The 24914-nt window shown below is 63.6% G+C and carries 19 protein-coding genes; 9 read left to right on the top strand and 10 right to left on the bottom strand.

The features are described from left to right. Window positions 1-209 precede the first annotated feature (209 nt). Window positions 210-998, top strand: a complete 789-nt coding sequence (locus AC1RDJ_RS24410) for a hypothetical protein (RefSeq protein WP_493028969.1) — start codon at window positions 210-212, stop codon at window positions 996-998. Further along, window positions 995-1303 carry an outer membrane protein assembly factor BamE domain-containing protein gene (gene bamE, locus AC1RDJ_RS24405; protein ID WP_493028968.1) on the top strand — a complete coding sequence of 103 codons (309 nt, stop codon included), beginning with the start codon at window positions 995-997 and terminating at the stop codon, window positions 1301-1303. Before AC1RDJ_RS24410 ends, bamE begins: the two co-directional genes overlap by 4 nt. 33 nt (window positions 1304-1336) lie before the next feature. On the opposite strand, the gene AC1RDJ_RS24400 is transcribed toward bamE, so the two are convergent. Then, window positions 1337-2992 (bottom strand): methyl-accepting chemotaxis protein, encoded by a 1656-nt coding sequence (locus AC1RDJ_RS24400; RefSeq protein WP_071325512.1) that lies wholly within the window; start codon window positions 2990-2992, stop codon window positions 1337-1339. 441 nt (window positions 2993-3433) lie between these two features. Further along, the gene (locus AC1RDJ_RS24395) at window positions 3434-5578 is read right to left on the bottom strand and encodes a DEAD/DEAH box helicase (RefSeq protein WP_071325513.1); all 2145 of its coding nucleotides are present in this window, start codon (window positions 5576-5578) and stop codon (window positions 3434-3436) included. Window positions 5579-5904: 326 nt separating this feature from the next. Between AC1RDJ_RS24395 and AC1RDJ_RS24390 the strand changes: the two genes are divergently transcribed. Continuing rightward, window positions 5905-7521, top strand: coding sequence for a M28 family peptidase (locus tag AC1RDJ_RS24390; protein WP_071325514.1), 1617 nt, complete (start codon window positions 5905-5907; stop codon window positions 7519-7521). A gap of 148 nt (window positions 7522-7669) precedes the next feature. Here the strand turns inward: AC1RDJ_RS24390 and AC1RDJ_RS24385 are convergent, their stop codons facing one another. The 3 genes from AC1RDJ_RS24385 to AC1RDJ_RS24375 form a co-directional block, all read right to left on the bottom strand. Continuing rightward, window positions 7670-8086 carry an SRPBCC family protein gene (locus tag AC1RDJ_RS24385; RefSeq protein WP_071325515.1) on the bottom strand — a complete coding sequence of 139 codons (417 nt, stop codon included), beginning with the start codon at window positions 8084-8086 and terminating at the stop codon, window positions 7670-7672. 152 nt (window positions 8087-8238) lie between these two features. Then, window positions 8239-8937: a dienelactone hydrolase family protein gene (locus AC1RDJ_RS24380; protein ID WP_071325516.1), complete on the bottom strand. Its 699-nt coding sequence runs from the start codon at window positions 8935-8937 to the stop codon at window positions 8239-8241. 125 nt (window positions 8938-9062) lie between these two features. Further along, window positions 9063-12005, bottom strand: coding sequence for a DUF6701 domain-containing protein (locus AC1RDJ_RS24375; protein ID WP_493028967.1), 2943 nt, complete (start codon window positions 12003-12005; stop codon window positions 9063-9065). 115 nt (window positions 12006-12120) lie between these two features. Between AC1RDJ_RS24375 and AC1RDJ_RS24370 the strand changes: the two genes are divergently transcribed. Further along, window positions 12121-13125 (top strand): GlxA family transcriptional regulator, encoded by a 1005-nt coding sequence (locus tag AC1RDJ_RS24370; protein WP_071325518.1) that lies wholly within the window; start codon window positions 12121-12123, stop codon window positions 13123-13125. Window positions 13126-13137: 12 nt separating this feature from the next. On the opposite strand, the gene AC1RDJ_RS24365 is transcribed toward AC1RDJ_RS24370, so the two are convergent. Then, on the bottom strand, window positions 13138-13371 hold the full coding sequence (locus AC1RDJ_RS24365; RefSeq protein ID WP_071325519.1) for a hypothetical protein: 234 nt from the start codon (window positions 13369-13371) through the stop codon (window positions 13138-13140). Window positions 13372-13496: 125 nt separating this feature from the next. Further along, window positions 13497-14603 carry an S-(hydroxymethyl)glutathione dehydrogenase/class III alcohol dehydrogenase gene (locus AC1RDJ_RS24360; protein ID WP_289887415.1) on the bottom strand — a complete coding sequence of 369 codons (1107 nt, stop codon included), beginning with the start codon at window positions 14601-14603 and terminating at the stop codon, window positions 13497-13499. Between the two features lie 270 nt (window positions 14604-14873). Here AC1RDJ_RS24360 and AC1RDJ_RS24355 point away from each other — a divergent pair, with 270 nt between their 5' ends. The 3 genes from AC1RDJ_RS24355 (at window position 14874) to AC1RDJ_RS24345 (ending at window position 17739) form a co-directional block, all read left to right on the top strand. Next, a complete protein-coding gene (locus tag AC1RDJ_RS24355) occupies window positions 14874-16325 on the top strand; it encodes a PQQ-dependent sugar dehydrogenase (protein WP_493028966.1) in 1452 nt (483 codons plus the stop codon). Between the two features lie 132 nt (window positions 16326-16457). After that, window positions 16458-16901 (top strand): thioesterase family protein, encoded by a 444-nt coding sequence (locus tag AC1RDJ_RS24350; RefSeq protein ID WP_034784316.1) that lies wholly within the window; start codon window positions 16458-16460, stop codon window positions 16899-16901. Window positions 16902-16953: 52 nt separating this feature from the next. After that, window positions 16954-17739 (top strand): substrate-binding periplasmic protein, encoded by a 786-nt coding sequence (locus AC1RDJ_RS24345; RefSeq protein WP_071325522.1) that lies wholly within the window; start codon window positions 16954-16956, stop codon window positions 17737-17739. Here the strand turns inward: AC1RDJ_RS24345 and AC1RDJ_RS24340 are convergent, their stop codons facing one another. Both AC1RDJ_RS24340 and AC1RDJ_RS24335 read right to left on the bottom strand, forming a co-directional pair. Then, window positions 17740-18282 carry a DUF3016 domain-containing protein gene (locus tag AC1RDJ_RS24340; RefSeq protein WP_071326730.1) on the bottom strand — a complete coding sequence of 181 codons (543 nt, stop codon included), beginning with the start codon at window positions 18280-18282 and terminating at the stop codon, window positions 17740-17742. Between the two features lie 158 nt (window positions 18283-18440). After that, the gene (locus AC1RDJ_RS24335; RefSeq protein WP_493028965.1) at window positions 18441-19037 is read right to left on the bottom strand and encodes a DUF3016 domain-containing protein; all 597 of its coding nucleotides are present in this window, start codon (window positions 19035-19037) and stop codon (window positions 18441-18443) included. Between the two features lie 345 nt (window positions 19038-19382). Here AC1RDJ_RS24335 and AC1RDJ_RS24330 point away from each other — a divergent pair, with 345 nt between their 5' ends. Next, window positions 19383-20894, top strand: coding sequence for a DUF3369 domain-containing protein (locus AC1RDJ_RS24330; protein ID WP_071325523.1), 1512 nt, complete (start codon window positions 19383-19385; stop codon window positions 20892-20894). Window positions 20895-21202: 308 nt separating this feature from the next. Here AC1RDJ_RS24330 and AC1RDJ_RS24325 read toward each other — a convergent pair whose 3' ends face one another. Beyond that, window positions 21203-23146, bottom strand: coding sequence for a GAF domain-containing sensor histidine kinase (locus AC1RDJ_RS24325; RefSeq protein ID WP_289887422.1), 1944 nt, complete (start codon window positions 23144-23146; stop codon window positions 21203-21205). 181 nt (window positions 23147-23327) lie between these two features. Here AC1RDJ_RS24325 and AC1RDJ_RS24320 point away from each other — a divergent pair, with 181 nt between their 5' ends. Beyond that, window positions 23328-24878, top strand: a complete 1551-nt coding sequence (locus AC1RDJ_RS24320) for a C13 family peptidase (RefSeq protein WP_289887423.1) — start codon at window positions 23328-23330, stop codon at window positions 24876-24878. Window positions 24879-24914 lie beyond the last annotated feature (36 nt).

Below are 24914 nucleotides of genomic sequence, written 5' to 3'. Positions count from 1 at the left end.
GAACCTATCCCAGCAGATGAATACGTCCCCTGCCGGCACCCATCAGAAGCGGGGACTGCGTTGTTCGTCATTGCGTGGCTCGCCACGCGTCCTCCTCGCGCCTTGTCCGCGCTCCTGATCGACTGCCAGCAGAAGACGCTCCCTACTGGGATAGGCTCTGAGCCCCCACCCGTGCGTGGCCGCCGCGCAAAAAGGCGTAGCATCAAGCCATGCGTATTCATCTTTCACTGCTACTCGCCAGCTTGCTCCACGTCACTCTTGCGCTGGCGCAAACCGCGCCCGTGCCGCAGGTAAAAGTGGACGCCACGCGCGACCCCGTGGACAAGTCCTACCGCAAGATGCTGCAGGGCGTGGACCGCTTCGAGCGCGACCATGCGCTGGCGCCGCAGGCCAGCCTGCGCTTTCGTTTGCTGCCGCGCCAGCCCGGCGTGGACATGACGGGCGTGCAGCTGCGCATCGCCGGCGACACGGTCAGCATTCCCCTGCCCCTGGCCGACGACAACAGCTTTGCCCCCGTGCGCAATGCGCAGGCCGCGCGCGAGGATGCCGTGCTGATCGCCAACCGCAAGGCCACCACCATGAGCTGGCGCGCGCAGGTGATCACACCCGGCTTGCCGCCCGGCACGCGGCGCCTGGGCGACCTGCGCCTGGAATGCCGCGCCGGCATGGATTCCGGCCTGATCTCGAACGACCCGCAAATCATCGCCTGGCTCTCCAGCATGCTCTACAGCACGGACAAGGTGTGTTCCGAGCCGGACGGCAACTATTTATTCTTCACGGAGCGGCCCCTGTTCGGCGTCACCCTCGTGCATGGCGAGCGCCGCCTGGCCCTGCCCTTCACCATGCTGTACGCGGGCGGCGAACAAACCCCGGCCTCGCTGCCCTATTGCGATTGCCAGGTCTTGCTTGACCGCACGTATTACGCGCCCCTGTGGGACGCCGGCTGGCCCGACGACACCTTGCTGGAATTTACTTACATGGACGAGGTGGTGCCATGAAGTGGCTGACCGTATGTGCCCTGGCATTGCTGGCCGCCTGTTCCGGCACGCGTGCCTTGCAGGCAAGCAAGAGCGTACCGTACGCAACGCTGGAGCAGACGGTGCAGCCAGGCAGCAGCACGCGCGAGCAGGTGCGCGCCGCACTCGGCGAAAGCACGTCCATCCGTTTCGACAGCGGCAATGAAGTGTGGATGTACACCTACCCGGCCGCCTCGGGCGCGCAGGGAGAGTATGTCATTCTGTTTGGCGGGGATGGGGTGGTGAAGAAGGTGCGCAGCGCAGAGGTGTACCGGCCACAGAAGTGAGCCCGCCAGCGGTGCGCTGGCGGGGCAGTCATGCTAGCGTGCCTTCAGCAAGGCGCGCGACGCCATGCCGGCGCCCACGCTGCGGCCCACGCCCGTGGCCTTGCGCTTGGGCGAGGCTTTCAGCTTGAAGATGCCAATCGACTGGGCCACGCTGTTGGTGCGCTGCGCCAGGTTGGCCGCCGCCGCCGCGGCCTCTTCCACCAGCGCCGCGTTCTGCTGCGTAATGCCATCCATGTGGATGACGGCCTGGTTGACCTGGCCGATGCCCTGGTTCTGCTCGCGCGTGGTGGAGGAAATCTCGTCCATCACTTCCGTCACGCGGGCCACCGAGGCGATCACTTCCGTCATGGTGGCGCCCGCATTGCTGGTCAGCACGCTGCCCGCGTTCACGGTGGCGATCGAATGGTCGATCAGGTTTTTCACTTCCTTGGCCGCCGTTGCCGAGCGCTGCGCCAGGCTGCGCACTTCGCCGGCCACGACGGCAAAGCCGCGCCCGTGCTCGCCCGCGCGGGCCGCTTCCACGGCCGCGTTCAAGGCCAGGATATTCGTCTGGAAGGCGATGCCGTCGATGAGACCGATGATGTCGAGAATCTTGCGCGACGAAGTGCTGATCTCGTCCATCGTCGTGACGACTTCGCTGACGATGGTGCCGCCCTTGGCGGCGATGGTCGACGCCTGCGCCGCCAGGTCGTTGGCCGTCGCCACGTGGTCGGCGCTGTTTTGCACGGTGGACGTCAGTTCTTCCATGCTGGCCGCCGTCTGCTCGAGGCTGGACGCCTGCGATTCCGTGCGGCTGGACAGGTCCATATTGCCCGTGGCAATTTCAGCCGTGGTGATGCGGATATCCTCGAAGTTGGCGCGCACGTCGCCAATGATGCTGTGCAGGTTGATATTCGTCTGGCGCAAGGCGGCCATCAATTGACCCATGTCATCATCGCGCACCTTCTCGATGACTCCCGTCAAGTCGCCGCCCGCCATCTTGCGCGCCACCGTGATGGCGTCGCCCAGCGGCGCGACGAGGGAATTGTGCAGATGGGCCCAGAAATACAGCATCAGCGCCACGGCGGCGGCGGCGGCGCCGCTGAGCCAGCTGCGCGTGGCCGTGCTCGTGTCGCCGTCGATATTCCACACGGCGCAGCCGAGGATGGCCAGCACCACGCCAAACACGGCGCAATGCAGGGCGATATCCTGCGACAGGCTCAGCTTGCGCCATTCGGCCAGCTTGGCGGCCCAGCCCTGGCGCACGACGCGGCCATTGCGGATCGCCAGGTTGCCGGCATTGCCGTCCTTGAAACTTTTGTATAGCGCCGCCGCTTCGTTGATCTGCTCGCGCGTGGGCTTGGTGCGCACGGACATATAGCCGATCGGGCGGCCATTTTCGATGACGGGCGTGATATTCGCGAAGACCCAGTAGAAGTCGCCATTCTTGCAGCGGTTCTTGACCATGCCGGTCCACGGCATGCCGCTCTTGATCGTCTCCCACAGGTCGGCGAATGCTTCGACCGGCATATCGGGATGACGCAGGATATTCTGTGGCGCACCCAGCAATTCCATTTCGGAGAAACCGCTGACCTCAATGAAATACTGATTGGCGTAATTGATGTTTCCCTGTAAATCCGTGGTGGAAACAATCGTCATGCCTTCATTTAATACGTATTCATTCTGCGTGATAGGCGTGTTGACCCGCATCCGTCGCTCCTCTATTTTTTTCAACTAGCATAACAAAAAGATAAAAACAATATACCACATCAAGCAGCAGCGAGATATCGCCGAGATGACAGTGACGCCCGTCAAACAATACAATAAAAATCAATTATTTTATGTTTTAGGATTTACTTTGATTCAACTTGATTGATTTTATTGAAATGCAAAATTTTAATGGCGCGCGTATGAAATAATTAATTGAAAATTATTTATTGTTGTCGCAGGCGATAAAGACGGCGCATCGGCCGATAAAAAGACGGCGATGTGCTGCCGCAATGGCGGCGCGCGCAGACACCTGCCAGCCAGCATAACGCGGCGACAAGGTTCGTTTCTTGAGGGAAAATAAAAAACTGGCGCAAACGCGCCAGCCAGGGATCTGTCTCCAATCCGCGACACAGGCGCCGGGGAGGCGCCTGCGGGGATGGATTACTTAAAGGTCTTGCGCGGCGACTTCGGACGCGGTGGCGCAGGCTTGCGCTCCGTCGTGCCATCGTCAAGGCTGATGCGCAGTTTCTGGCCCGAGACGACGACCGATTTCAGGTGGTCGAGGATTTCCGGCGGCATGCCTTCCGGCAAGTCCAGCACGCTGTAATTGTCGAAGATGTCGATGCGGCCGATATGCTTGGCTTCCAGGTTCGCTTCGTTGGCGATGGCGCCGACGATATTGCTTGGCGTCACGGCGTGCTCGCGGCCCACTTCGATGCGGTACGCCGTCACGCCCGGGCGTGGACGTTCCTTCTTCGGTGCGCGCACTGGCGCATCGCCCGCGTCGGCCGGTGCATCCTTGAATGCGGGCGCCGACTTGGCGGCGAACGGCTTGCGCGGCGCGGCTGGCGGCGCCAGGTCCGGTGCATCGCCATCGCGGCTGATGCGCAGTTGCTGGCCCGCCACCCACACGGTCTTCAGCTGGTCCAGCAATTCTTTCGGCATGCTGTCTGGCAAATCCAGGACGCTGTAGTCGTCATAGATTTCGATGCGGCCGATGTTTTTCGAATCGATGCCCGCTTCGTTGGCGATGGCGCCGACGATATTGCCCGGTTTGACGCCATGTTGATGACCTACCTCAATACGGAAAGTCTGCATGCCGGCGTCGGCTGGACGCGAGATGCGTTCCTTTTTCGGGAAGGCCGGGCGTTCGCTGCGCTCGTTGCGGTCGAAACGGTCGCCGCGTTCCGGACGGTCGTTGCGTTCGAAGCGGTCTTGGCGCACGGGACGGTCATCCTGCCACGTGGCTTGCTCGCGCGCCTTGTTCTTGTCCAGCAACAAAGGCACATTGCCACGCGCCATCTTCGCCAGGGCGGCGGCGATTTCGATGGCAGGGATATTCTGTTCGCGCTCGAAATCCTCGATCAGCGACTGGAACTGCTCCAGTTCGCCCAGGGCCAGGGTTTCGCTGATCTGTTCCTTGAACTTGGCGATACGCACGTCGTTGACGGCCTGGATCGTTGGCAGTTCCAGCATGCCGATCGGCTGGCGGGTCGAGCGTTCGATGGCTTTCAACAAGTTCTTTTCACGCGGAGTGATGAACAGAATCGCTTCGCCGCTGCGGCCGGCGCGGCCCGTGCGGCCGATGCGGTGGGTGTAGCTTTCCGGATCGTGCGGCACGTCGTAGTTGACGACGTGGCTGATGCGCTCGACGTCCAGGCCGCGGGCGGCCACGTCGGTTGCGACCAAAATGTCGATCTTGCCGTCTTTCAACTGCTGGATCGTGCGCTCGCGCTGCGCTTGCTGGATGTCGCCATTGATGGCGGCAGCCGAGAAACCGCGTGCCTGCAGCTTGCCGGCCAGCTCTTCCGTACCCAGCTTGGTGCGGGCGAAGATGATCATGCCGTCGAACGCTTCCGCTTCCAGGATGCGGGTCAGCGCGTCGAGCTTGTGCATGCCCGACACCAGCCAGTAGCGCTGGCGGATGTTGTCGGCCGTGCCCGTCTTGGCGGCGACCGTCACTTCGGCTGGATTGACCAGGTAGGTCGTGGCGATGCGCTTGATGACGGAAGGCATGGTGGCCGAGAACAGGGCCGTTTGATGGCCTTCCGGCGTTTCTTGCAAGATGCGTTCGACGTCGTCGATAAAGCCCATGCGCAGCATTTCATCGGCTTCGTCGAGTACCAGGGTTTTGAGCTTGGACAGGTCGAGCGAACCCTTGTCCAGGTGATCGATGACGCGGCCCGGCGTGCCGACGACGACGTGCACGCCGCGGCGCAGCGCCGACAGCTGCGGGCCGTAGCTTTGGCCGCCGTAGATCGGCAGCACGTGGAAGCCGGGAATGTGGGCGGCGTACACCTGGAACGCTTCGGCGACCTGGATGGCCAGTTCGCGCGTCGGTGCCAGGACCAGGGCTTGGGGTGAGCTTTGTTTCAGATCGATGCGCGACAGGATAGGCAAGGCGAAGGCGGCGGTCTTACCCGTGCCCGTTTGCGCCTGGCCCAGCACGTCGCGGTTGGCGAGCAATAATGGAATCGTGGCCGCCTGGATAGGCGACGGTGTTTCGTAACCGACATCCTTGAGCGCGCGAACCAGCGGCTCGCTCAGTTGAAGGTCGGAAAATAAGGAAATTGGTGTATCAGACATGAAATCACTCACAAGTTCGCTCGAATCGCCCAATGCGAAAGAGTGTAGCCGCTAGTTTACTCTTTACTGGACCTTACCGGGTGGCTGGAGGCCGCAGAACGCCGTTTTTTGCGGCATATCGGCCGAAAAAACCCGGAAACATCGGCGATCCGCACGCAATTGGCGCGTGCTTTTACCAATATTGAACGATATATAACAATACGGCGGCTACGTAAATTCCAGACTGCAACACTCATGGCGAACACGGCGCCAGGCACGGTCCCGGCCATGGCGATAGAGTAAGATTGCCGCTGCTTTGCTTTCCCGTATTCACTTTTGGAGTTGTCATGCGTTCCACCTTTGTCCTCGCCGCCAGCCTGCTCGGCACGGCTGCCCTCGCCCAACCGCTCGTCGCCGAAGCGCCGCTGCGCGCCCATCTGTCCTTCCTGGCCGACGATTTACTGGAAGGACGCGGCACGGGCCAGCGCGGCGGCGACCTGGCCGTGCGCTACCTGGAAACGCAGGCGGCCGTGATCGGCTTGCAGCCCTTGCAGGACGGCACCTACCGCCAGGCGCTGACCATCGTCGGCAGCAAGGCCTTGCCATCGAGCACAGTGACCTTCAGCGCGGGCGGCAAGACCTTGTCTCCCGCCTTCGGCAAGGACATCGTCTTTGGCGCCGCCAACGGCCAGGAAAAGGTCGCGTTCGACGCACCCGTCGTGTTTGCCGGTTACGGCATCCGCGCGCCCGAGGAACGCTGGGACGATTTCAAGGGCGTCGACCTGAAGGGCAAGCTCGTCGTCATGATGGTCAACGACCCGCAGCCGACCGCCGCCGAGCCGCAGCGCTTTGCCGGCAAGTCGCTGACCTATTACGGCCGCTGGGTCTACAAGTACGAGGAAGCGCTGCGCCAGGGCGCCGCCGGCGTGCTGCTGATCCACACGACGGCGTCCGCGTCGTATCCGTGGTCGGTGCCGGCCAACGGTTTCGGCCATGAACGCTTCAGCCTGGCTGGCGCGGGCAACGCCATGGAAGGCTGGCTGCAGGAAGACATGGCGCGCGCCCTGTTCCAGCAAGCCGGGCAAGACCTGGACGCCCTGCGCGCGCAGGCCGAAACGCGCGACTTCCGCCCCGTGGCGCTGGACGCCACGGTGAAAGTCCGGCTCGACAGCCAGATCCGCAGCATCGAACAATTCAACGTGGCCGGCATCGTGCCCGGCACCGACCCGAAGCTGAAGGACGAAGCCGTGATTTACTCGGCGCACTGGGACCATCTGGGCAAGGATGATGCAGGCAGCGTCCGCGCCGGCCAGAGCGACCATATCTACAACGGCGCCATCGACAACGCCTCGGGCGCGGCTGCCCTGCTGGCGATGGCGCAAGTGGCCGTGAACCAGCCGGCGCGCCGCACGCAGATCTTCCTGTGGCCGGCCGGCGAGGAAACGGGCATGCTGGGCAGCACGGCCTACACGCGCAATCCGCTGTGGCCGCTGGCCAAGACGGCCGCCGACCTGAACCTGGACAGCATGAACTTCGTCGGCAAGACGCATGACATCGGCGTGGCCGGCGCCGAGCGCAGCAGCCTGTACGCGAGCGCCGGCAAGGTGGCCAAGCGCATGGGCTTGCGCCTGGCGCCGACCATTCCCGACCTGTCCGGCGCCTTTTACCGGGCCGACCACTTCGCGTTCGCCAAGGCCGGCGTGCCCGCCTTCAACGTGGGCTCGGCCGTGTTTTCCGGCGACGGTTCGTTCGACTTCGTCCGGCAGCCGAAGGAATCCAGCGAGCGCCTCGTCGCGTTCAAGAAGGATTACCACCAGGTCACGGACGAGTACAAGCCGTCGTGGGATCTGTCGGGCATGGTGCAGCAGGCGCAATTCACCCTGAATCTCGGCTATGAAGTGGCGAATGAGAAGAACTTGCCTACATGGAACAAGGGCGAGGCGTTTGGCAAGGTGAAGCGCTAAGGGGTCCTGAAATAAAAAAACACCGGCCTGTGCCGGTGTTTTTTTTAAGCGTGCGAGACAAAATGTTCAGGGCCAGGCGTGTTGCCGAAGACAGTACGCATGTACGGCAAGGCAACGCAACAACGCCATGGACTGTTTGTCAGGCGCTCTAGATCGCCATGATGCGTTTCAGGTCGACGAACGCCGTCTCGTACAGATGCTGGAAGGCGCCCACCATGACCTCTTCCACGCCTTCGGCCGCGTCGAACTCGCCCGACCACTCCGCCACGCACACATCCGCGCCCGGCTCGCCCGTGACGCGCAGGGTGGAACGGTAATTCTTGACGGGGATCGGGCCCGAGACGATGGTGTAGCTATAGCTCTTGTCCGCCTCGCTGTAGCTTTGCAGGCGTTCGGCGATGACGGCGCCGTCCGTGGTCTTCAGGCGGCGCACGCGGCCGCCATGTTCGGACAGGCTGGTCTTGATCGAGCTCGACCATTCAGCCAGCGACTGGAAGCCGCCGATAAAATCCCACACGCGTTCGGCGCTTGCCGCCAATGTTACAGAAACAATTACTTGGGCCATCTTTAATTCGGTTCCTCATCCAGGTTTGCCGGGCGTGGCGCCCGGCCGGCCGGAGTTGCCCGGCACAGCCGCTATTTTAGCGCCCATGCGGCTTCGCTGCTGGGCGCGTATCGACATGGACGTGGGCAGCCGGCCGGCCTGGTGCGGCAGTCTTACAGGTTTTCCGCGAGGAAAATCAAGGAATTGCCATGCGCCAGGGCGGCGGCGCGCTGCTGGTAGCTGTCGCGGTGGGTGCAGTTGAAACCATGCTCGGCGCCCGGATAGATATGGATTTCCACGTCTTGCCGGTCTTCGAAGCGCTCGGCGATCTTTTGCACGGCGTCCATCGGGATATGGCTGTCCTGGCCGCCGAAATGCATCAGCAGCGGCACCTTGATCCGCTCAGCCAGGTCCAGCTTGTTCTGGATGCCGCCGCCGTAATACGCGATGGCGACGTCGACCAGGCCCGCCGCGGCGGCCTGGAACGACAGCCGGCCGCCGAAGCAGTAGCCGACCGAGGCCAGCTTGCCCGTCACTTCCGGACGCGCGCGCAGGGCGGCGACGGTGGCGGCGATATCGCCCACGGCGTGCTCGTTGTCGGTCGCCTGCATCAGTTCGACGGCGCGCTTCCAGCCCGCCGCGTCATAGCCCAGCTCGATGTGCGCGCCGGCGCGCCAGAACAGGTCGGGCACCAGCACCACATAGCCATCGGCCGCGTACTGGTCGGCCACGGCGCGGATGTGCTCGTTGACGCCAAAGATTTCCTGCAACAGGATGATGGCCGGCCCCTTGCCGACGTGCGGCACGGCCAGGTAAGCCTGGAAGGTGCCGTCCGGGCCGGCGATGTCGATCCACTGCGAAGTTGTACTCATGGAAACTCCTGTCTGAATGAGGGAAGGTGAGCGGGAATGCCACAGCCAGGCATGTTACTGGTTTTTCCCGCTTTCTGCCCCGGGCCGTCCCATGCGCACGATCTGCCTCAATACCACGCTACGCCTCAATACATTTCGCGCAGGTAAATCACGGGACCGGACTTGAAGACGCCAAAGACGACGATGCCCACCGTGCTGGGCAGATAAACCATGCCGGGCACGGACACCTCGACGCTGCCGACCTTGCCCGCTCCGGGCGCCTGGATGGTCAGCAGCTTATTCTTCGGCAGCTCGCCCTTGTTGACGGTATAAGTACCGCCTTCCACTTGCAAGGCGGCGCAATCGAGGGTTTTCTTGCAATTGGCCAGCAACACCTGGGCCTGGGTAAACTTGCTGCCGCTGTCGGACAGGTTGATGGCCCAGGTCTTGCCGTCCCAGTACTGGGCTTGCACGGGCAGGCGTACGGGATAGCGTTCCGAACCATAACCATGCGGCACCATCAAACGCCCCGACAGCACGGTCAGCACGCCTTCCGAGCCGGCCGCCGCCGGCGCCGAACTGACGCTGGCGCCGCCGTTGGTGCTGCTGGCGCGCAACAGCACGTCGGTGGGCGCCACCATCACCGGCACGCCGCTGGCGCCGGGAAAGCGGTAGGCCAGCGCGGACCGGGCCACGCCCAAGGTGAATTTCGTGGCCGCGATGCTGGTGACGGTGGTTTGCGCATTGCTGCCATCGGTAAGCCGGCTGGCGCCCGGCGTGCCAGGCGGAAACAGCTGCTCGCCCTTCGCCGCATCCCAGCCCTGCACCTGCACGGCCGTCATGTAACTCGTGTCGCGGCCGTCAAAATTGAGCGTGCTCGCATTGGCCTGGTTCTGCGCCGTCACGCGCAAGCCGAAGGCCTGCCCCGAATACGCCGACACGCCCGCGGGCGGCACGCCGACCAGGCATTTCATGGCCGCCGTGCAGGGCGCGGCAAAGACGGCCGTGGGCGGCAAGTCCGTCTCGCCGGGCACGATGATTTCCGTCTTGTAGTGGTGGGGAATATAGAGCACATCGGCGCTGCTGCCCGTCGCCGGCAGCTGCGGCGCCGCGGCGCCCAGGTAGGTGGCCAGGCTGGCCGTGAAGCGTATCTGGCCCACTTCCGGCCAGCTCAGGTTAGCGGCCGTGCCGACGCCATTGTTATTGTTAAACGTCAGGCTGCCCGCCACGGCGGGATCGCTGAAACCGGGGAACACGGGGGCGACGATGGTGCGCCCCAGCTCCACCGTTTGCGCCAGCGTTTCGCGGCCGAAGTTGCGCGTCACCGCGCCCGCCGCGTTCAGGGCCGAGACGCTGATGCTGGTCGCGGGCGCCACCGGCAGCACGGTCATGCCGGCGCGCTGCGGCGTGGCGATGGCGCTGAAGGCGAAGGCTTTCGGTCCGACGATGACCGTGCCGGTGCCCGTCATCGTCAGGCCGCTGTCGCTGCCGCTGGTCGAGGCATAGGTGGCCGTCAGGCCCAGCGCGCCCGCATCGGCGTACAGCAGGTTCGGCGTGGCCTGGCCATCGGCGTCGAATGCCAGCTGCACGGCGGCGCCGGCCGCGCTGCAGGCGCTGCCCGCATTGGCGCCCAGCGGCACGTACACATTATCCTTGTTCTGTATGCGCGCCGGCAGGGTGCCCGTGGTCGGGTTGGCATAGGTGCAGCGCAGCTGCAGCGTCTTGGTCTGGCTGGCGAACAGCGGCACGCAGGCGCGCGGGTTCGACGCCGACGCCTGCAGGGCGCTGATGGCGATGCGGCCCTCCTGCTCCGCATAGCGGGGCGCGCCGCTGACCTGCAGCGCGCTCGTCACAAATGCCATCTGGCAATTCGTCAAGCTGTTGTCGACGCTGCTCTTGCACACCAGCGCACCCGTCGTGGCCGGCGTGCTGCTCAGGCCCAGGGCCACGTTGCCGGCCGCCGTCGTCTGCGCCACGCTGGAAACGGCCATGCCCGTGGCCGGCAAGCTGCCGTTGATCTGCGCCGTCGCGCCGCCCGGCGTCAGGGTCACTTGCGCCGCGCCCGTGTAGACGCTGCTGCAGGCGGCATCGGCGCAAGCCGTGACGGTCACGGGCGCCGGCGCGCAGGTCAGCGCCGCGGGCGGATGCGTGATCTGGAAATGGTGCGGCCCGGCCTGCGTGCTGGGGCCGCATTTCGGTCCCTGCGGCTCATTGAAGCCCCAGCCGCTGTTATTCGTCACGCAGCTGCACGGATTGGACGGCGTGTACGCCTTGCAGGTGATGGTTTGCTGCACCCGGCCTTGCCAGCCCAGGGTGATGTGGTCGACCACGGCGTTGCCCGTGATATACGCGTTCGACGCATCCAGGGTGACGTTGCCGCCCTCCACGTCGCCCTTGATGCCATTGCCCGAGGCGATCGTCAGCGTATTGCTGGCCTTGACGTCGCCCGTGACGAGCAAGCCCGACGCCTTCAAGTCGATATTCGGCGCCGTCAGGTCGCCCGTCACCTGGCTGCCGGAGCCGATGGTGATCGACGTCGTGGCCGTGATATCGCCCTGGATGCGGCTGCTGGCGGCCAGGATATTCACCATGGCGCCGCTGATGGGCCCGTTGATGACGGAGCCCGAGGCGATCTCGACCAGGCCCTTGGCGCTGATGCTGCCCGTCACCTTGACGTTATTCGAGCCCATCTTGATGGTGGTGGCGGCGATGCTGGCGCTGAGGGTCTGCTCCTGCGCCCCCATGCTGAAGGTGCCGCCCTCGGCCGTCAGGTTGCCGCCCGTCACCTTCAGGTTGGGCGGGTTGATATCCTTGATGTCGAGGTTGCCCTTGACCGTCAGCGCGGCGCTGCCGCTCATCGTCAAGCCCTGGTTGTACTTCATCGTCAGCGAACTGTTGACCGTCACGCCATACGCGCTGGCGATGACGACGACGTCCGTATCGCCCAGCGGCAAGGCGGCGCACGTGTATTGCATGCCGGCCAGGGTGCAGCCGCCGACGGCGTTGCCATTGAAACTCAGGGTGGCCGCCTGGACCAGGCCGGTCCATAGCAGGAAGAACAAACCGGCAAGGAAAGTGTATGCGCGCACGATATCCAGAAATCTGATGAGTGGGAAGCCAGCCGCCGCGTCGATTGTTCCATGCTAATCTACGCCATCGCTGTTGTTGCATTATGGCAGTATTTTTCACCCTCGCGCATATCGCATGATCAAGCAAAGTCCCAAAGAATTTCCCCTGCGCACGGTCGATATCATCGTCTATCCGGGCTTCAAGGCGCTCGAAGCCATCGGCGCCATGAAGGTGTTTGACTACGTCAATACCCATTTGCGCCTGCGCAAGCTGCCCGGCGGCTACGACGTGCGCATCGCCTCGACGGCCATCGGCCCGGTTGCATCGGACACCTTGATGTCGCTGCACGCGAGCAAGGCGCTCGACGCGCACCGCCTGCCCGACCTGGCCGTCATCGTCGGCTGCCACCATGTCGAACAAGTGTTGCACGACATCCCCGCCATCGCCGAATGGGTAGCCGAGGCGGCGCCGCGCATCGGCACCCTGGCCGCCCTGTGCACGGGCTGCTTTTTCCTGGCCGAAGCAGGCGTACTCGACGGCAAGAGCGCCGCCACCCACTGGAGCGCCGTGGACAGCCTGCGCCAACGCTATCCTTTGATACAGGTCAATGCCGATGCGATTTTCGTGCGGGAAGGCCGCATTTGGACGTCGGCCGGCGTGACGGCCGGCATCGACCTGGCGCTGGCCCTCGTGGAAGACGATTTCAGCCGCGATATCGCGCTGGAAGTGGCGCGCGACCTGGTGGTGTATCTGAAGCGGCCCGGCGGCCAGTCGCAGTTTTCCGTGCACCTGTCGAGCCAGATGACGACGCATCCCACGATACGCCAGCTGCAGGGCTGGATCATGGAACACCTGGGCGAGGAGTTGAACGTGCCGCTGCTGGCGGCCAGGCTGGCCATGAGCGAGCGCAATTTCACGCGCGTGTTCCAGCGCGAAACGGGCACCAGCCCCACGGCATTCATTGAAACGGCCCGCTTCGAAGTGGCGCGCCGCTTGCTGGAAGACAATGTGTCCTCCTTAAAACAGGTGGCCGTGCAGGCGGGCTTGCACAGCGAGGACAGGCTGCGCCGCCTGTTTCAAAAGAAACTTGCCATCACGCCGAGCGACTATCGCGAACGCTTTTCCAGCACGGCGCGCTAGCCGGAGGAAGAATCAGCGCGGCTTGCCGTGACGTACGTGGCGCGTCGCCAGTTGGCGGTTCTGCCGGGCCAGCGGCGTAAACAGCAGCGCGCACAGCAGATACGTGGCCAGCAGCGCCAGCCAGATGGCGGGCGTGGCGAGGATGGCGGCCTTGCTCCACCATAGGGCCAGCAGGGAAGACAGGGCCGCGCCGAGGAAGACGGGCAGCATGCGGCGCAAAGTGGCGAGGTAGGCAGTGGCAAACATGAACGGCTCCCAAAGCAAGGCGGATGCCTTCACACTAGCAGGGGCAGGCAGCGAAGTACAGCCTGCCGCCCTGCCCCGTCCGTCAAGTGTTGCGCAATGAGTACAGTCAGCTCAGCCCAGCACGCTTAATACAGGACGACCGAACGGATCGATTCGCCGCTCTTCATCAGGTCGAAGCCCTGGTTGATATCCTCGAGCTTCAGGCGGTGCGTGATCAGGTCGTCGATATTGAGCTTGCCTTCCATATACCAGTCGACGATCTTCGGCACGTCCGTGCGGCCGCGCGCGCCGCCGAAGGCCGAGCCGCGCCATTCGCGTCCCGTCACCAGCTGGAATGGCCGCGTGGAAATTTCCTGGCCGGCCGCCGCCACGCCGATGATGAAGGACTTGCCCCAGCCCTTGTGCGTGCACTCGAGCGCCTGGCGCATCAGGGTCGTGTTGCCCACGCATTCGAACGAATAGTCGGCGCCGCCGTCCGTCAGCTGCACGATGGCGTCGACGACATTCTCCACTTCGTTCGGATTGATAAAGTGCGTCATGCCGAACTTGCGCGCGATGGCCTGGCGCGCCGGGTTGATGTCGACGCCGATGATCTTGTCCGCGCCGACCATCTTCGCCGCCTGGATCACGTTCAGGCCGATGCCGCCCAGGCCGAACACGACCACATTGGCGCCCGCCTCGACCTTGGCCGAGAACAGCACGGCGCCCACGCCCGTCGTCACGCCGCAGCCGATGTAGCAGACCTTGTCGAACGGCGCGTCCTCGCGGATCTTCGCCAGGGCGATTTCCGGCACGACGATGTAGTTGGAAAACGTCGAGGTGCCCATGTAGTGGAACAGCGGCTGGCCGTCGATGGAGAAGCGCGAGGTGGCGTCCGGCATCAGGCCGCGGCCCTGGGTCGAGCGGATGGCCTGGCACAGGTTCGTCTTTTGCGACAGGCAGAACTTGCACTGGCGGCATTCCGGCGTGTACAGGGGGATGACGTGGTCGTCCTTTTTCAGGGTCGTCACGCCCGGTCCCACGTCGACGACGATGCCGGCGCCTTCATGGCCGAGGATGGCGGGGAACAGGCCTTCCGGATCGGCGCCGGACAGGGTGTAGTAATCGGTATGGCAAATGCCCGTGGCTTTCAGCTCAACCAGCACTTCGCCGGCGCGCGGGCCGGCCAGGTCGACTTCTTCGATGGTGAGGGGGGCGCCCGCCTTCCAGGCAATCGCGGCTTTCGTTTTCATGTGATGTGTTCCTGCTCGGTTTCAGATGCGCCATTATCGGGCCCGCGTGGACGCCGCGGTGCAGGCGACGCCGCGCTTGTCTGAAAACGCGGCGCATTTGTCCGATGGCGCCGCACGGTGCAGCAGCGCACGGAAGCGCGGCGGCCACGCGGAGTAAGCTTGCGCAAGCTCAATCTTGCCGGCACAAAAACGCGCATTCTAGGCACAAGCCATGCTTCATGCGCCGTACCGGCCCGCTCCGCCATTCCGTCCTTGCCGCAGGAGACTGACATGCGCCATCCACGTTGCCGACATTCCCCTACCTGGCTGGCCCTGCTGCTGGCCTGCTGCCTGGCCCTGCTGGCATCGTGTGGCGGCGGCGGTGGCCACCCTGCGCCGGCCGCCGGCACCGGCAGCCTGAGCGTCAGCATCGGCGGCTTGCCGGCCGGCGTGGCGGGCGCCGTCACGGTCGGCGGCCCTGGCGGCTACAGCAAGACACTGACGCTTTCCGGCACCCTCGACGGCCTGGCACCCGGCGCCTATACGCTGGTCGCCGCCAGCGTGGTTCAGGGCACGGGCAGCCTGACGCCCACGCCGGTGACCCAGCAAGTGCAGGTGAGCGCCGGCGCCACGGCCAGGGCCAGCGTCGCGTATGCGGCGACCGCACCGCTGGCCCTGCGCCTGCAGGAGGTCGTGTCCGGCTTGAGCGCGCCCATCTTCCTCACGGCGCCGCCCGGCGACAGCCGATTATTCATCCTCGAGCGCGCCGGGCGCGTCCGCGTGGTGCAAAACGGCAGCCTGCTGGCGACACCCTTCCTCGACATCAGCACCCTGACCACCACCAGCGGCGAGCGGGGCCTGCTGTCGCTGGCCTTCCATCCGCAATACGCGAGCAATGGCTATTTCTTCCTGTATTACAGCAACCTGGCCGGCGATATCGTCATCGAACGGCGGCAAGTGTCGGTGGGCAACGCCAACGTGGCCGATCCCCTGTCCGCGCTGACCATCCTCACCATTGCCCACCCCACGTTCGGCAACCACTATGGCGGCCTGCTCAGCTTTGGTCCGGACGGCTACCTGTATGCGGGCACGGGCGATGGCGGCAGCGCGGGCGACCCGCCCGGCAACGCGCAAAACACCAACGTGCTGCTGGGCAAATTGTTGCGCCTGGACGTCAGCGCCAGCAGCGTAGCCCAGCCTTACGCCATTCCCGCCGGCAACCCGTTTGCCGGCACGGCGGGCGGGCGCGGCGAAATCTGGGCCTATGGCTTGCGCAACCCGTGGCGCTATGCGTTCGACGTGCCGGCCCAACTGCTGTACATCGCCGACGTGGGCCAGTCCAGCCGCGAGGAAATCAATGTACGCGCCGTGGGCCAGGCCGGCAACAACTATGGCTGGAACATCATGGAAGGCACGCAGTGCTACAACAGCAGCAGCTGCAACCAGGCGGGGCTGGTGCTGCCCGCCGTCGAATACGGCCATGACAGCGCGGGCGGCTGCTCGATCACGGGCGGCTATGTGTACCGGGGCGCGGCCTTGCCGGAACTGGCGGGGCAATACCTGTATTCCGACTATTGCAGCGGCTGGCTGAAAAGTTTCGGCTACAGCAATGGCGCCGCGTCGGCCGTGAAGGACTGGGGCATCGCCAACGTGGGCAATATCATGTCCTTCGGCCAGGATGCGCAAAACGAGCTGTACATGCTGAGCGCCACGGGCACGGTGTACCGGATCGTACGCCAGTAAGCGTCCGAAATAAGCGTGTGCCAGCCGTACTGGCGGCACACGCCTGAGGCGGTGTTTTTCGACGGGACGCGGGGAACCGGCTAGAATTGGCTTTTTTTCGCCGCGCTCCGCGCACCAGCTCAAGAGAACACCATGGCCCGTTTGAAACTTGAATTTCCTGAAGACCAATACTGCTATTCCTCGCAACTGACGGTGCGCACGACGGACATCAATGCCGGCAACCATCTCGGCAACGATTCCATGATTTCCATGATTTCCGAGGCACGCGCGCGCTTCCTGTTCGAATATGGCGTGCGCGACATCGAAGCGGACGGCACCGGCATCATCGTCACCGACCTGGCCACCACCTACCGCGCCGAAGCCCATGCGCGCGACCAGCTGCTGTTCGAAGTGGGCGTCATGGATTTCAACAAATATGGCGGCGACATCACGTTCCGCATCACGCGCCCGCGCGACAACACCCTGATCGCGATGGCCAAGTCCGGTTTTGTATTCTTCAACTATAAGCTCAGCCAGGTCGTGCCCATGGCGGAAGATTTCGGCAGCAAGTTTCCACAAGTGAACTGGATCGATTAATTCGCTCGCCATGCTGTATACTTGCCAGGAAGATAATTAATTCTGGAGCGGCATGCGAGTACCGATACGGGCAGGACTGTGCCTCAGCGTGGCGTTGTTGGGCGCCGTGCCGGGCGCGATGGGCGCGCCGCCAACCGTGATCCTGTATGGCGACGATGACTACGCGCCCTACAGCTACGTGGAGAACGGCGTCTTCAAGGGCATGTATGTCGATATCCTGCGCCAGGCGGCGGGCAGGATGCCGGGCTACCGGCTGGAACTGCAGCCGCGTCCGTGGAAACGGGGCCTCGATGCGCTGGAAAAGGGCCAGGTCTTCGGCCTGTTTCCGCCTGGCCGCAAGACGGAGCGGCCGTATGTGCAGCCTTACTCGGCCATGCTGTACCGCGAATCGGTGGTGCTGTTCTGCCGCGACGCCGTCATGCGCACGCCGCGCACGCATTTCCCCGCCGACTTTGCCGGCCTGACGATCGGCGTCAACGCCGGTTTCCTGCTGTCGGAAAAATTGATGGCGCCCGCGCGCCAGGGACTGCTGCGCCTGGAAGCGGCCAAGGGCAACGAGGCAAACCTGAAGAAACTCGCGCTGGGACGCATCGATTGCTACGCCAGCGACCGCGGCGCGGCGCGGCATACGGCGCGGCGGCTGCGCGGCGAGCTGGCCCGCCACGGCTTTGCCTTGCGCGAGGTGCTGGAACTGTCGTCCGAAGCCACCTATATCGCCTACAGCGCGCGCAACACGCCGGCCTACAAGGCCGATTTCATCGCGCAGATGAATGCCGCCCTGCTGGCGCTGCGGCACAATGGCCAGCTGGGGCGCATCGAACAGGCGTATCTGCGTTGACTAGCGGCGCTGCACTTCGCGCTGCTGCAAGGTCATGACGGGCTTGCTGCGTCCCTGCGGCTTGATGTCGAAGGTGTTCTTGAACCAGTCGTCGATCATCTGCTTTTCATAGCGCAGGGAGTCGCCGCTGGAATAGCGGTTGATGCGCTGCAAATACGACATATCGGACAAATACGCGTTGCCGCTGGCGATCACCTTGCCATTTTGCTCGAGCGCATAGCGCAGGCGCAGGCGCGGCCAGTCCGTGCGGCCATTCATGATGCGCAGGTCGGAAGCGCCACGCCGCGACAGGTCTTCATGGCCAGCCAGGTCGACGTCGGTGATCTCGATCCTGAGTTCCTGCCCAGGCCGCAAACTCTTGCCCAGGAACTGGAAATGCTCGGCCAGCCCGGCAAGCACGTCATCGCGGTCGCGCGTGCTGAACGGCACGTCCGTGTAATTGTCCGGCTTGTCGAAGTGCACCTGCACTCCCGCCCAGGCGCCGCTGCTGGCAAGCAATGCCAATGCGGCCACCCAGGTTTTCGTCGCGTTGGAAATACGCATATCCATTCCTTTCAGAAAGTCTCATAGACAGGCAAGCGCTGCGCTGAACGCCATGGCTGCATCGCAGTCCAATATAACCCGAAGTGGAAATTTCCGTAGCGCAATACACACTGCTCCAGGCGAGTGGCCTGTGCGGCCATGCTCGCCCTTTGCTGCGCTTACTTGCCGGCCTTGGCCTTGGCCTTGGCGCCAAATGTCTTGACGAACCAGTCGTCTATCATCAATTTTTCGTAGCGCAGCTTGTCACCCGTGGAGTACGGATTAATGCGCGTCATGTACGCCATGTCGGACAGGGCCGCGTCGCCACTGCTGATGACCTTGCCATCCTCTTCCAGCACATAATGCAGGCGCATGCCTGGCCAATCCGTGCGGCCATTCATGATGCGGATATCCTGGGTGCTGCGCATGGCAGGATTTTCACGCCCGGCGAGGTCCAGGTCATTGACGTCGATTTTCAGGTTCTGGCCTGGCTTGAGCGACTTGCCCAGTTTATCGAAATGTTCCGCCAGCTCCTTCAAGGCGCTTTCACGGTCGCGCTGCTCATATGGCAAATCGGTAAATTTCTCGGGTTGCTTGAAATTTACCTCGGTTCCCGCCCATGCCGCACTACCGGCAAGCAGGGCAACGCCCGCGATTAAGGCACACGTCATTTTCTTTTGCATGTTCATCCCTTTCAATAAATGGTGGTGGCCCGCAGGCCCTGTCTCTATTCCTTCAATATATAACCGCCTCGCCTCCCTCTGCATAAAATTCATACCTTGTTACCTTATTTATCAAAAAACAAGATCTGGCTTCAGCTATAACATATTTTTTCAGATTTATTGGCAATATTAATTAAAACGAAGTATTGTCTTGAAAATATAGTTGCCTAAGCGATAAAGTATAGATAGTGTCAGCGCCACGGATTTAAAGTGTCATTTTGATATTCGTGTTGCATGAATTGGATCAATTATTCTTGCTTGTTGTTAATACTTAGCTGTCAGTCTACAATCGACAAAATGCGCCCGAAAAACGCGCAACGCCGGTCATGGCGCACAGGAAATCCTGGCGCGGGCGTCTCAGCATTGCGTCAGTTATGCCTTTTAGCGGAACTCGCCCTTATGTCATTTTTGTCTTCAGCATCGCCCAAGTTACCTCCCTGGAAAGTCCTGCTCGTCGATGATGAACCCGACATCCATGACATCACCGAACTGACACTCAGCCGTTTCCGCCTGGAAGGCCGCGCCCTCAGCTTCGTGCATGCGTACAGCGGCGCCGAAGCCAAGCAGGTGCTGGCGCGCGAGGACGGCATCGCCCTCGTCTTCCTCGACGTGGTGATGGAGCGCGAAGACAGCGGCCTGGAAGTGGCGCGCTGGATGCGCGAAGACCTGGGCAACCAGTTCACGCGCATCGTGCTGCGCACCGGCCAGCCGGGCCAGGCCCCGGAAGAGCGCGTGATCGTCAACTACGACATCAACGACTACAAGGAAAAGACGGAACTCGACCGCACCAAGCTGTTTACCACCACCTTTGCCGCCCTGCGCGCCTACCGCGACATCATGAAGGTGGAAGAGGCGCGCCTGGCCCAGCTGCACTACCGCGAAGGCCTCGAGCGCGTCATCGCCGCCTCGGCGCACATCTTCAAGCAGCGCAACCTGCGCGACTTCGCCAGCGGCCTGCTGCAGCAGGTGGTGGCCCTGCTGCGCCTGGAAACGAGCATGCTGCTGCGCCTGCGCGGCGCCAGCGCCATTTCCGGCGAACAGGATTATGAAATCCTCGCGCAGATCGGCGACCTGGACGCCGATGGCGGCATGCTCAGCCCTTCCCTGCTGTCGCAGCTCGACGATGCCAAGAGCAACAAGATTTCTCGCCTGCATGGCGACACCTATGTCGGCTACTTTCCCAACAGCAGCGGCAAGGCGTCCCTGCTCGTCTTGAAAGGGGTGGAAGAAATTTCCGACCTCGACGCGCAATTGCTGGAAGTGTTCTGCTCGGGCGTGGCGATCGCCTTCGACAACATCCTGCTGACGCAGGAAATCACCGATACCCAGGCCGAACTGATCCTGCGCCTGGGCGACGTGGTCGAATCGCGCTCGCACGAAGGCGGCAACCACGTGCGGCGCATGGCCGAAGTGTGCCAGCTGCTGGCGCAGGCGTCCGGCATGTCGGACGAGGAAACCATGGTGCTGCGCCACGCGGCGCCCATGCACGACATCGGCAAGATTTCCACGCCCGACGCCGTGCTGCTGAAACCGGGCAAGCTCGACGCGGCCGAATGGGAAATCATGAAGCAGCACCCGACGGTGGGCATGTCCATCCTCGACGGCTCGCAGCGCCCGCTGCTGAAGGCGGCCGCCGTGATCGCCCACCAGCACCATGAAAAGTACGACGGCAGCGGCTACCCGCAAGGCCTGGTCGGTGAAAACATCCATAAATACGCGCGCATCGCCGCCGTCGCCGACGTCTTCGACGCCCTCATGCACAAGCGCTGCTACAAGGACGCCTGGCCCCTGGAGCGCGTGGTCAGCTACCTGCGCGAAGTGAGCGGCAGCCACCTCGACCCGCAATATGTGGAATTGCTGATTGCCAACCTGGATGAGGCGCTTGCGTTGAATCAGCGTTTCCCGGATTAGCATGCGTACGTCGGATTACGCGGCTGCGCCGCTAATCCGACCTACGTGGCTGCTACAAGGACGCCTGGCCCCTCGAGCGCGTGGTCAGCTACCTGCGCGAAGTAAGCGGCAGCCACCTCGATCCGCAATATGTGGAGTTGCTGATTGCCAACCTGGATGAGGCGCTTGCGTTGAATCAGCGTTTCCCGGATTAGCATGCGTACGTCGGATTACGCGGCTGCGCCGCTAGTCCGACCTACGTGGCTTCGGCCCAAGCCCCAAACACGGGCGTTCCGGGCCAGGCGTCTCCGGCCCGCCGTTTTCAGTTTTCAAGCGCTTTTCGGCTCCAGCGGAAAACGGATTTTATAGTGCAACCCCATCCCCGGCGCGCTGACCACCTTCACCGTGCCGCCCAGCGGCCCCGTCACCAGGTTGTACAGGATGTGCGCGCCCAGGCCGCTGCCGCCGGAACCGCGTTTCGTCGTGAAGAAGGGGTCGAACAGCTGGCCCAGGGTGGCGCTGTCCATGCCCATGCCGTCGTCGCTGTAGTCGAGTTCCAGCATGTCGCCGGCCGTCCTCGCGGACAGCTTGATCCTGCCCGGCTCGCCTTCGGCAAAGCCGTGCACGAGCGAATTGACCACCATGTTGGTGACGATCTGCGACAGCGCGCCCGGATAGCTGCGCAATTGCACCTCGGGCGCGCAATCGATATCCACCTTGACGGGCTTGCCCTTGAGCTTGGGCTGCAGCGAGAGCAGGATTTCATCGAGGTACTTGCGCAGGTTAAAGCTGCGGATGTCGTCCGAGGACTGGTCCACGGCCACCTGCTTGAAGCTGCGCACCAGCGCCGCGGCGCGCTGCGTGTTGGTGGTCATGATGCGCAGGGTCTGGTCGATGATGTCGAAAAACTGCCGCAAACCGTCTTCATCGAGCTGGCCGCCGTCCAGCTCTTCGCGCGTGAGCTTCAATTCCTGCACCAGGTGGCTGGTGGCCGTCACGCAAATGCCCAGCGGCGTATTGATTTCATGCGCCACGCCCGCCACCAGGCGCCCCAGCGAGGCGAGCTTTTCCTGGCGCACCAGTTCCGACTGCGCCTCCTGCAGCGCGTGCAGGGCGCCGTTCAGGGCCGCGTTCTGCTCTTCCAGCGCCGCCTTGGCGTGGCGCATGGCGCTGTCGGCCTGGATGCGCGCCATCGCCACGGCCACGTGGCTGGCCATGAAGGCCAGCACGTCCAGTTCCGCCTGGCCATACACGACGGACGTGTCATAGCTTTGCACGATGATCACGCCATACTTGCGCTCGCCCAGCAGCATGGGCGCGCCCATCCAGCTGGCGATGCCGACATTGCCCAGCGGCTCGTCCATCTCGCCGCTGGCCACCAGCGCCGCGTAGCTGTCCGCATCGAGCAGGCAGGCCTGGCGGCGCGCCAGCACATACGAGCTCATGCCGATGCCGTAATGAAAGCGCTTGACGGGCGCCTGCGCATCCTTTTCATCGACAAAATACGGGATCGTGATGTCCTTGTTGTCCGGGTGATACAGGGCGATGAGGAAATTCTTCGCCGTCACCAGCTCGCTGATGATGGCGTGCAGCCGCGCATACAGGGTCGTCGCGTCGGCCGCCTGCGCCGACAGGTTGGCGATTTCATACAGCGCGTGCTGCAGGTTTTCCGCGCGGCGCCGCTCGGCCACTTCGTGGGCCAGCAGGGCCGTGCGCTCCTGCACCGCCTTTTCCAGCCGGTCCATGCTTTGCATGCCCTGCAGGGCGCTCGACACGTGGGTGGCGATCAGCGCGAACAAGGCCTGGTCTTCCAGGCTGAAACGGTGTTCGGCGTCATAGCTCTGGATGACGATGGCGCCCAGCACCTGCTGCTGCTGGTCCAGCAGCGGACAGCCTATCCAGTGCTCGGCCGCCGTGCCGCCGCCCCAGGCGCCGCCATCGATGGCGCGCATGGCGTCGTCGTCCGCCGTCATCACCAGCTGCTTGCGGTTGACGATGACCCAGGCCGTGGGCGACTGCGCGGCGCTGGCCAGGCGCACGCCCACGTCCGGGTCGGGCGCGGCGTCGAATTCGTCGACAAAGTAGGGAAAGCGCACGAGACCGTCGTCGCGGTCGCTCAGCGCCACATAGAAATTGGCCGCATACATGATGCGCCCCAGCGCCGCGTGCACCGCCTGCAGGAATTCGCTGATATCGCTGCAGGTGCTCGAGCGCTGCCCGATTTCCAGCAACACGGTTTGAACGGCTTCCAGGCGGCTGAGACGGCTTTCCATGGGTGTACTTGTGCCTTGTGTCGATATGTTCTGAAAATCAATATTATCAGTTCAGCCCCTGCTTGGCACGACCTAAAACCAGGAAATTGCCTTGAGACAAGGCAGCACACGCCACGCCGGCATTTGCCACGCTGGCGATACAGTGGCAGACTAGGCCCTCCCTACAGTTCAGATCGTCCTCATGACCGCCACGCTCCGCGCCGCCCTTCGCCCCTATACCCTCGCCGGCCTGCTGGCGTTTGCCGCGCTGGGCATGCCGCCGCTGTGCGCCGCACCGGGCGCGCGGGCGCCGGCGGCGGAAACGGCCGATGGCGGACGCTATTTCGGCCCCCTCGTCGACGGCAAGATGCATGGCCAGGGCCGGCTCGAATACGCGAGCGGCGCGTTTTACGCAGGCGGCTTCGCGCGCGGCGTGTTTTCCGGCCAGGGCCAGCTGCGCCAGGCCTCGGGCGTGGAATACACGGGCGCCTTCCGCCAGGGCGCCTTCGACGGCCTCGGGCGCTACACCTCGCCCAAGGGCGAGATTTACACGGGCACCTTCGTCAAGGGCAGCTTTGATGGCCCAGGCCGCTTCCAGGGCGCCGACGGCGCCACGTTCGAAGGCAACTTCCAGCACTGGCGCCCGCATGGCGCCGGCAAGCTGACCGACACCGATGGCACCGTCTTCGAAGGCCAGTTCGTGCAAGGGCAGGTGCTGGGCAAGGCCCGCGTCACGACGGCCGACGGCATCCACTATGAAGGCCCGCTGAAAGACTGGAAATTCGAAGGCGAAGGCGTGCTGCGCACGGCCGACGGCGACGAATACCGGGGCGGCTTCAAGAATGGCCAGTTCGACGGCAAGGGCGTGCTGCGCTACGCCGTGGCGCAGGCCGACGGCCGGCGCGAAGACAGCGGCAACTGGACGGAGGGGCAACTCGACGACCCGGCCGCCGACAAGCTGACGCGCGACAACATCGAACTGGCCCTGTACGGCCAGCAATCCTTGCTGGAACGCACACTGGCCGGTGTACTGCCGCGCGACCCGGCGAAGAAGATCAATCTGTACCTGCTGGGCGTGGCCGGCGACGGCGCGCAGGAAGTGTTTCACCGCGAAACGAGTTTCGTGCAGCGCCAGTTCGACCGCGACCATGGCACGACGGGCCGTTCCTTGACGCTCGTCAATAGCCGCAACACGGTGGCGCAGCTGCCGATGGCCACCCTCACCAGCATCCGCGCCAGCCTCGACAGCCTGGGGGCGAAGATGGACAAGGCCAACGACATCCTGTTCCTCTTCCTCACCAGCCACGGCTCGCCCGAGCACGAACTGGCGCTGGCGCAAAACGGCATGGACCTGCACAGCCTGCCCGCGCAGGAACTGGCCAGCATGCTCAAGCACAGCGGCATCCGCTGGAAGGTCATCGTCGTCTCGGCCTGCTATGCGGGCGGCTTCATCGCGCCCCTGAAGGATGACAATACCCTCATCATCACGGCCGCGCGCAGCGACCGCACCTCGTTCGGCTGCGACGACCAGAACGATTTCACGTATTTCAGCGAAGCGTATTTCAAGGAAGCGCTGCCGCACAGCGCGGGTTTCGCCGAAGCCTTCGACAAGGCCAAAGTGCTGGTGCAGGCGCGCGAAGCGGCCGATTTCAGCGCCGGCGGCGCGGACGCGGAAGAGCATTCGGAGCCGCAGATGTTCCAGGGCAAGGCCATCGGCGCCCACCTGAAGGCGTGGCGCGCCCAGCCGCGTTAAGCACAGCACGGCCGCCCGCCTTTCTGTACAATAGCC

Source organism: Janthinobacterium sp. GW822-FHT07H10, assembly GCF_058798675.1.
Note: the sequence above shows the minus strand (reverse complement) of the source record. Positions and strands in the feature narration are given on the sequence as shown.

Coding starts and splice junctions, on each gene's coding strand:
- AC1RDJ_RS24330 (WP_071325523.1), top strand. CDS start 19,383: ATGTCATTTTTGTCTTCAGCATCGCCCAAGTTACCTCCCTGGAAAGTC.
- AC1RDJ_RS24350 (WP_034784316.1), top strand. CDS start 16,458: ATGGCCCGTTTGAAACTTGAATTTCCTGAAGACCAATACTGCTATTCC.
- AC1RDJ_RS24365 (WP_071325519.1), bottom strand. CDS start 13,371: ATGTTTGCCACTGCCTACCTCGCCACTTTGCGCCGCATGCTGCCCGTC.
- AC1RDJ_RS24390 (WP_071325514.1), top strand. CDS start 5,905: ATGCGTTCCACCTTTGTCCTCGCCGCCAGCCTGCTCGGCACGGCTGCC.
- AC1RDJ_RS24380 (WP_071325516.1), bottom strand. CDS start 8,937: ATGAGTACAACTTCGCAGTGGATCGACATCGCCGGCCCGGACGGCACC.
- AC1RDJ_RS24410 (WP_493028969.1), top strand. CDS start 210: ATGCGTATTCATCTTTCACTGCTACTCGCCAGCTTGCTCCACGTCACT.
- AC1RDJ_RS24345 (WP_071325522.1), top strand. CDS start 16,954: ATGCGAGTACCGATACGGGCAGGACTGTGCCTCAGCGTGGCGTTGTTG.
- AC1RDJ_RS24325 (WP_289887422.1), bottom strand. CDS start 23,146: ATGGAAAGCCGTCTCAGCCGCCTGGAAGCCGTTCAAACCGTGTTGCTG.
- AC1RDJ_RS24360 (WP_289887415.1), bottom strand. CDS start 14,603: ATGAAAACGAAAGCCGCGATTGCCTGGAAGGCGGGCGCCCCCCTCACC.
- AC1RDJ_RS24370 (WP_071325518.1), top strand. CDS start 12,121: ATGATCAAGCAAAGTCCCAAAGAATTTCCCCTGCGCACGGTCGATATC.
- AC1RDJ_RS24400 (WP_071325512.1), bottom strand. CDS start 2,992: ATGCGGGTCAACACGCCTATCACGCAGAATGAATACGTATTAAATGAA.
- AC1RDJ_RS24320 (WP_289887423.1), top strand. CDS start 23,328: ATGACCGCCACGCTCCGCGCCGCCCTTCGCCCCTATACCCTCGCCGGC.
- AC1RDJ_RS24340 (WP_071326730.1), bottom strand. CDS start 18,282: ATGCGTATTTCCAACGCGACGAAAACCTGGGTGGCCGCATTGGCATTG.
- AC1RDJ_RS24335 (WP_493028965.1), bottom strand. CDS start 19,037: ATGAATTTTATGCAGAGGGAGGCGAGGCGGTTATATATTGAAGGAATA.
- AC1RDJ_RS24395 (WP_071325513.1), bottom strand. CDS start 5,578: ATGTCTGATACACCAATTTCCTTATTTTCCGACCTTCAACTGAGCGAG.
- AC1RDJ_RS24355 (WP_493028966.1), top strand. CDS start 14,874: ATGCGCCATCCACGTTGCCGACATTCCCCTACCTGGCTGGCCCTGCTG.
- AC1RDJ_RS24385 (WP_071325515.1), bottom strand. CDS start 8,086: ATGGCCCAAGTAATTGTTTCTGTAACATTGGCGGCAAGCGCCGAACGC.
- bamE (WP_493028968.1), top strand. CDS start 995: ATGAAGTGGCTGACCGTATGTGCCCTGGCATTGCTGGCCGCCTGTTCC.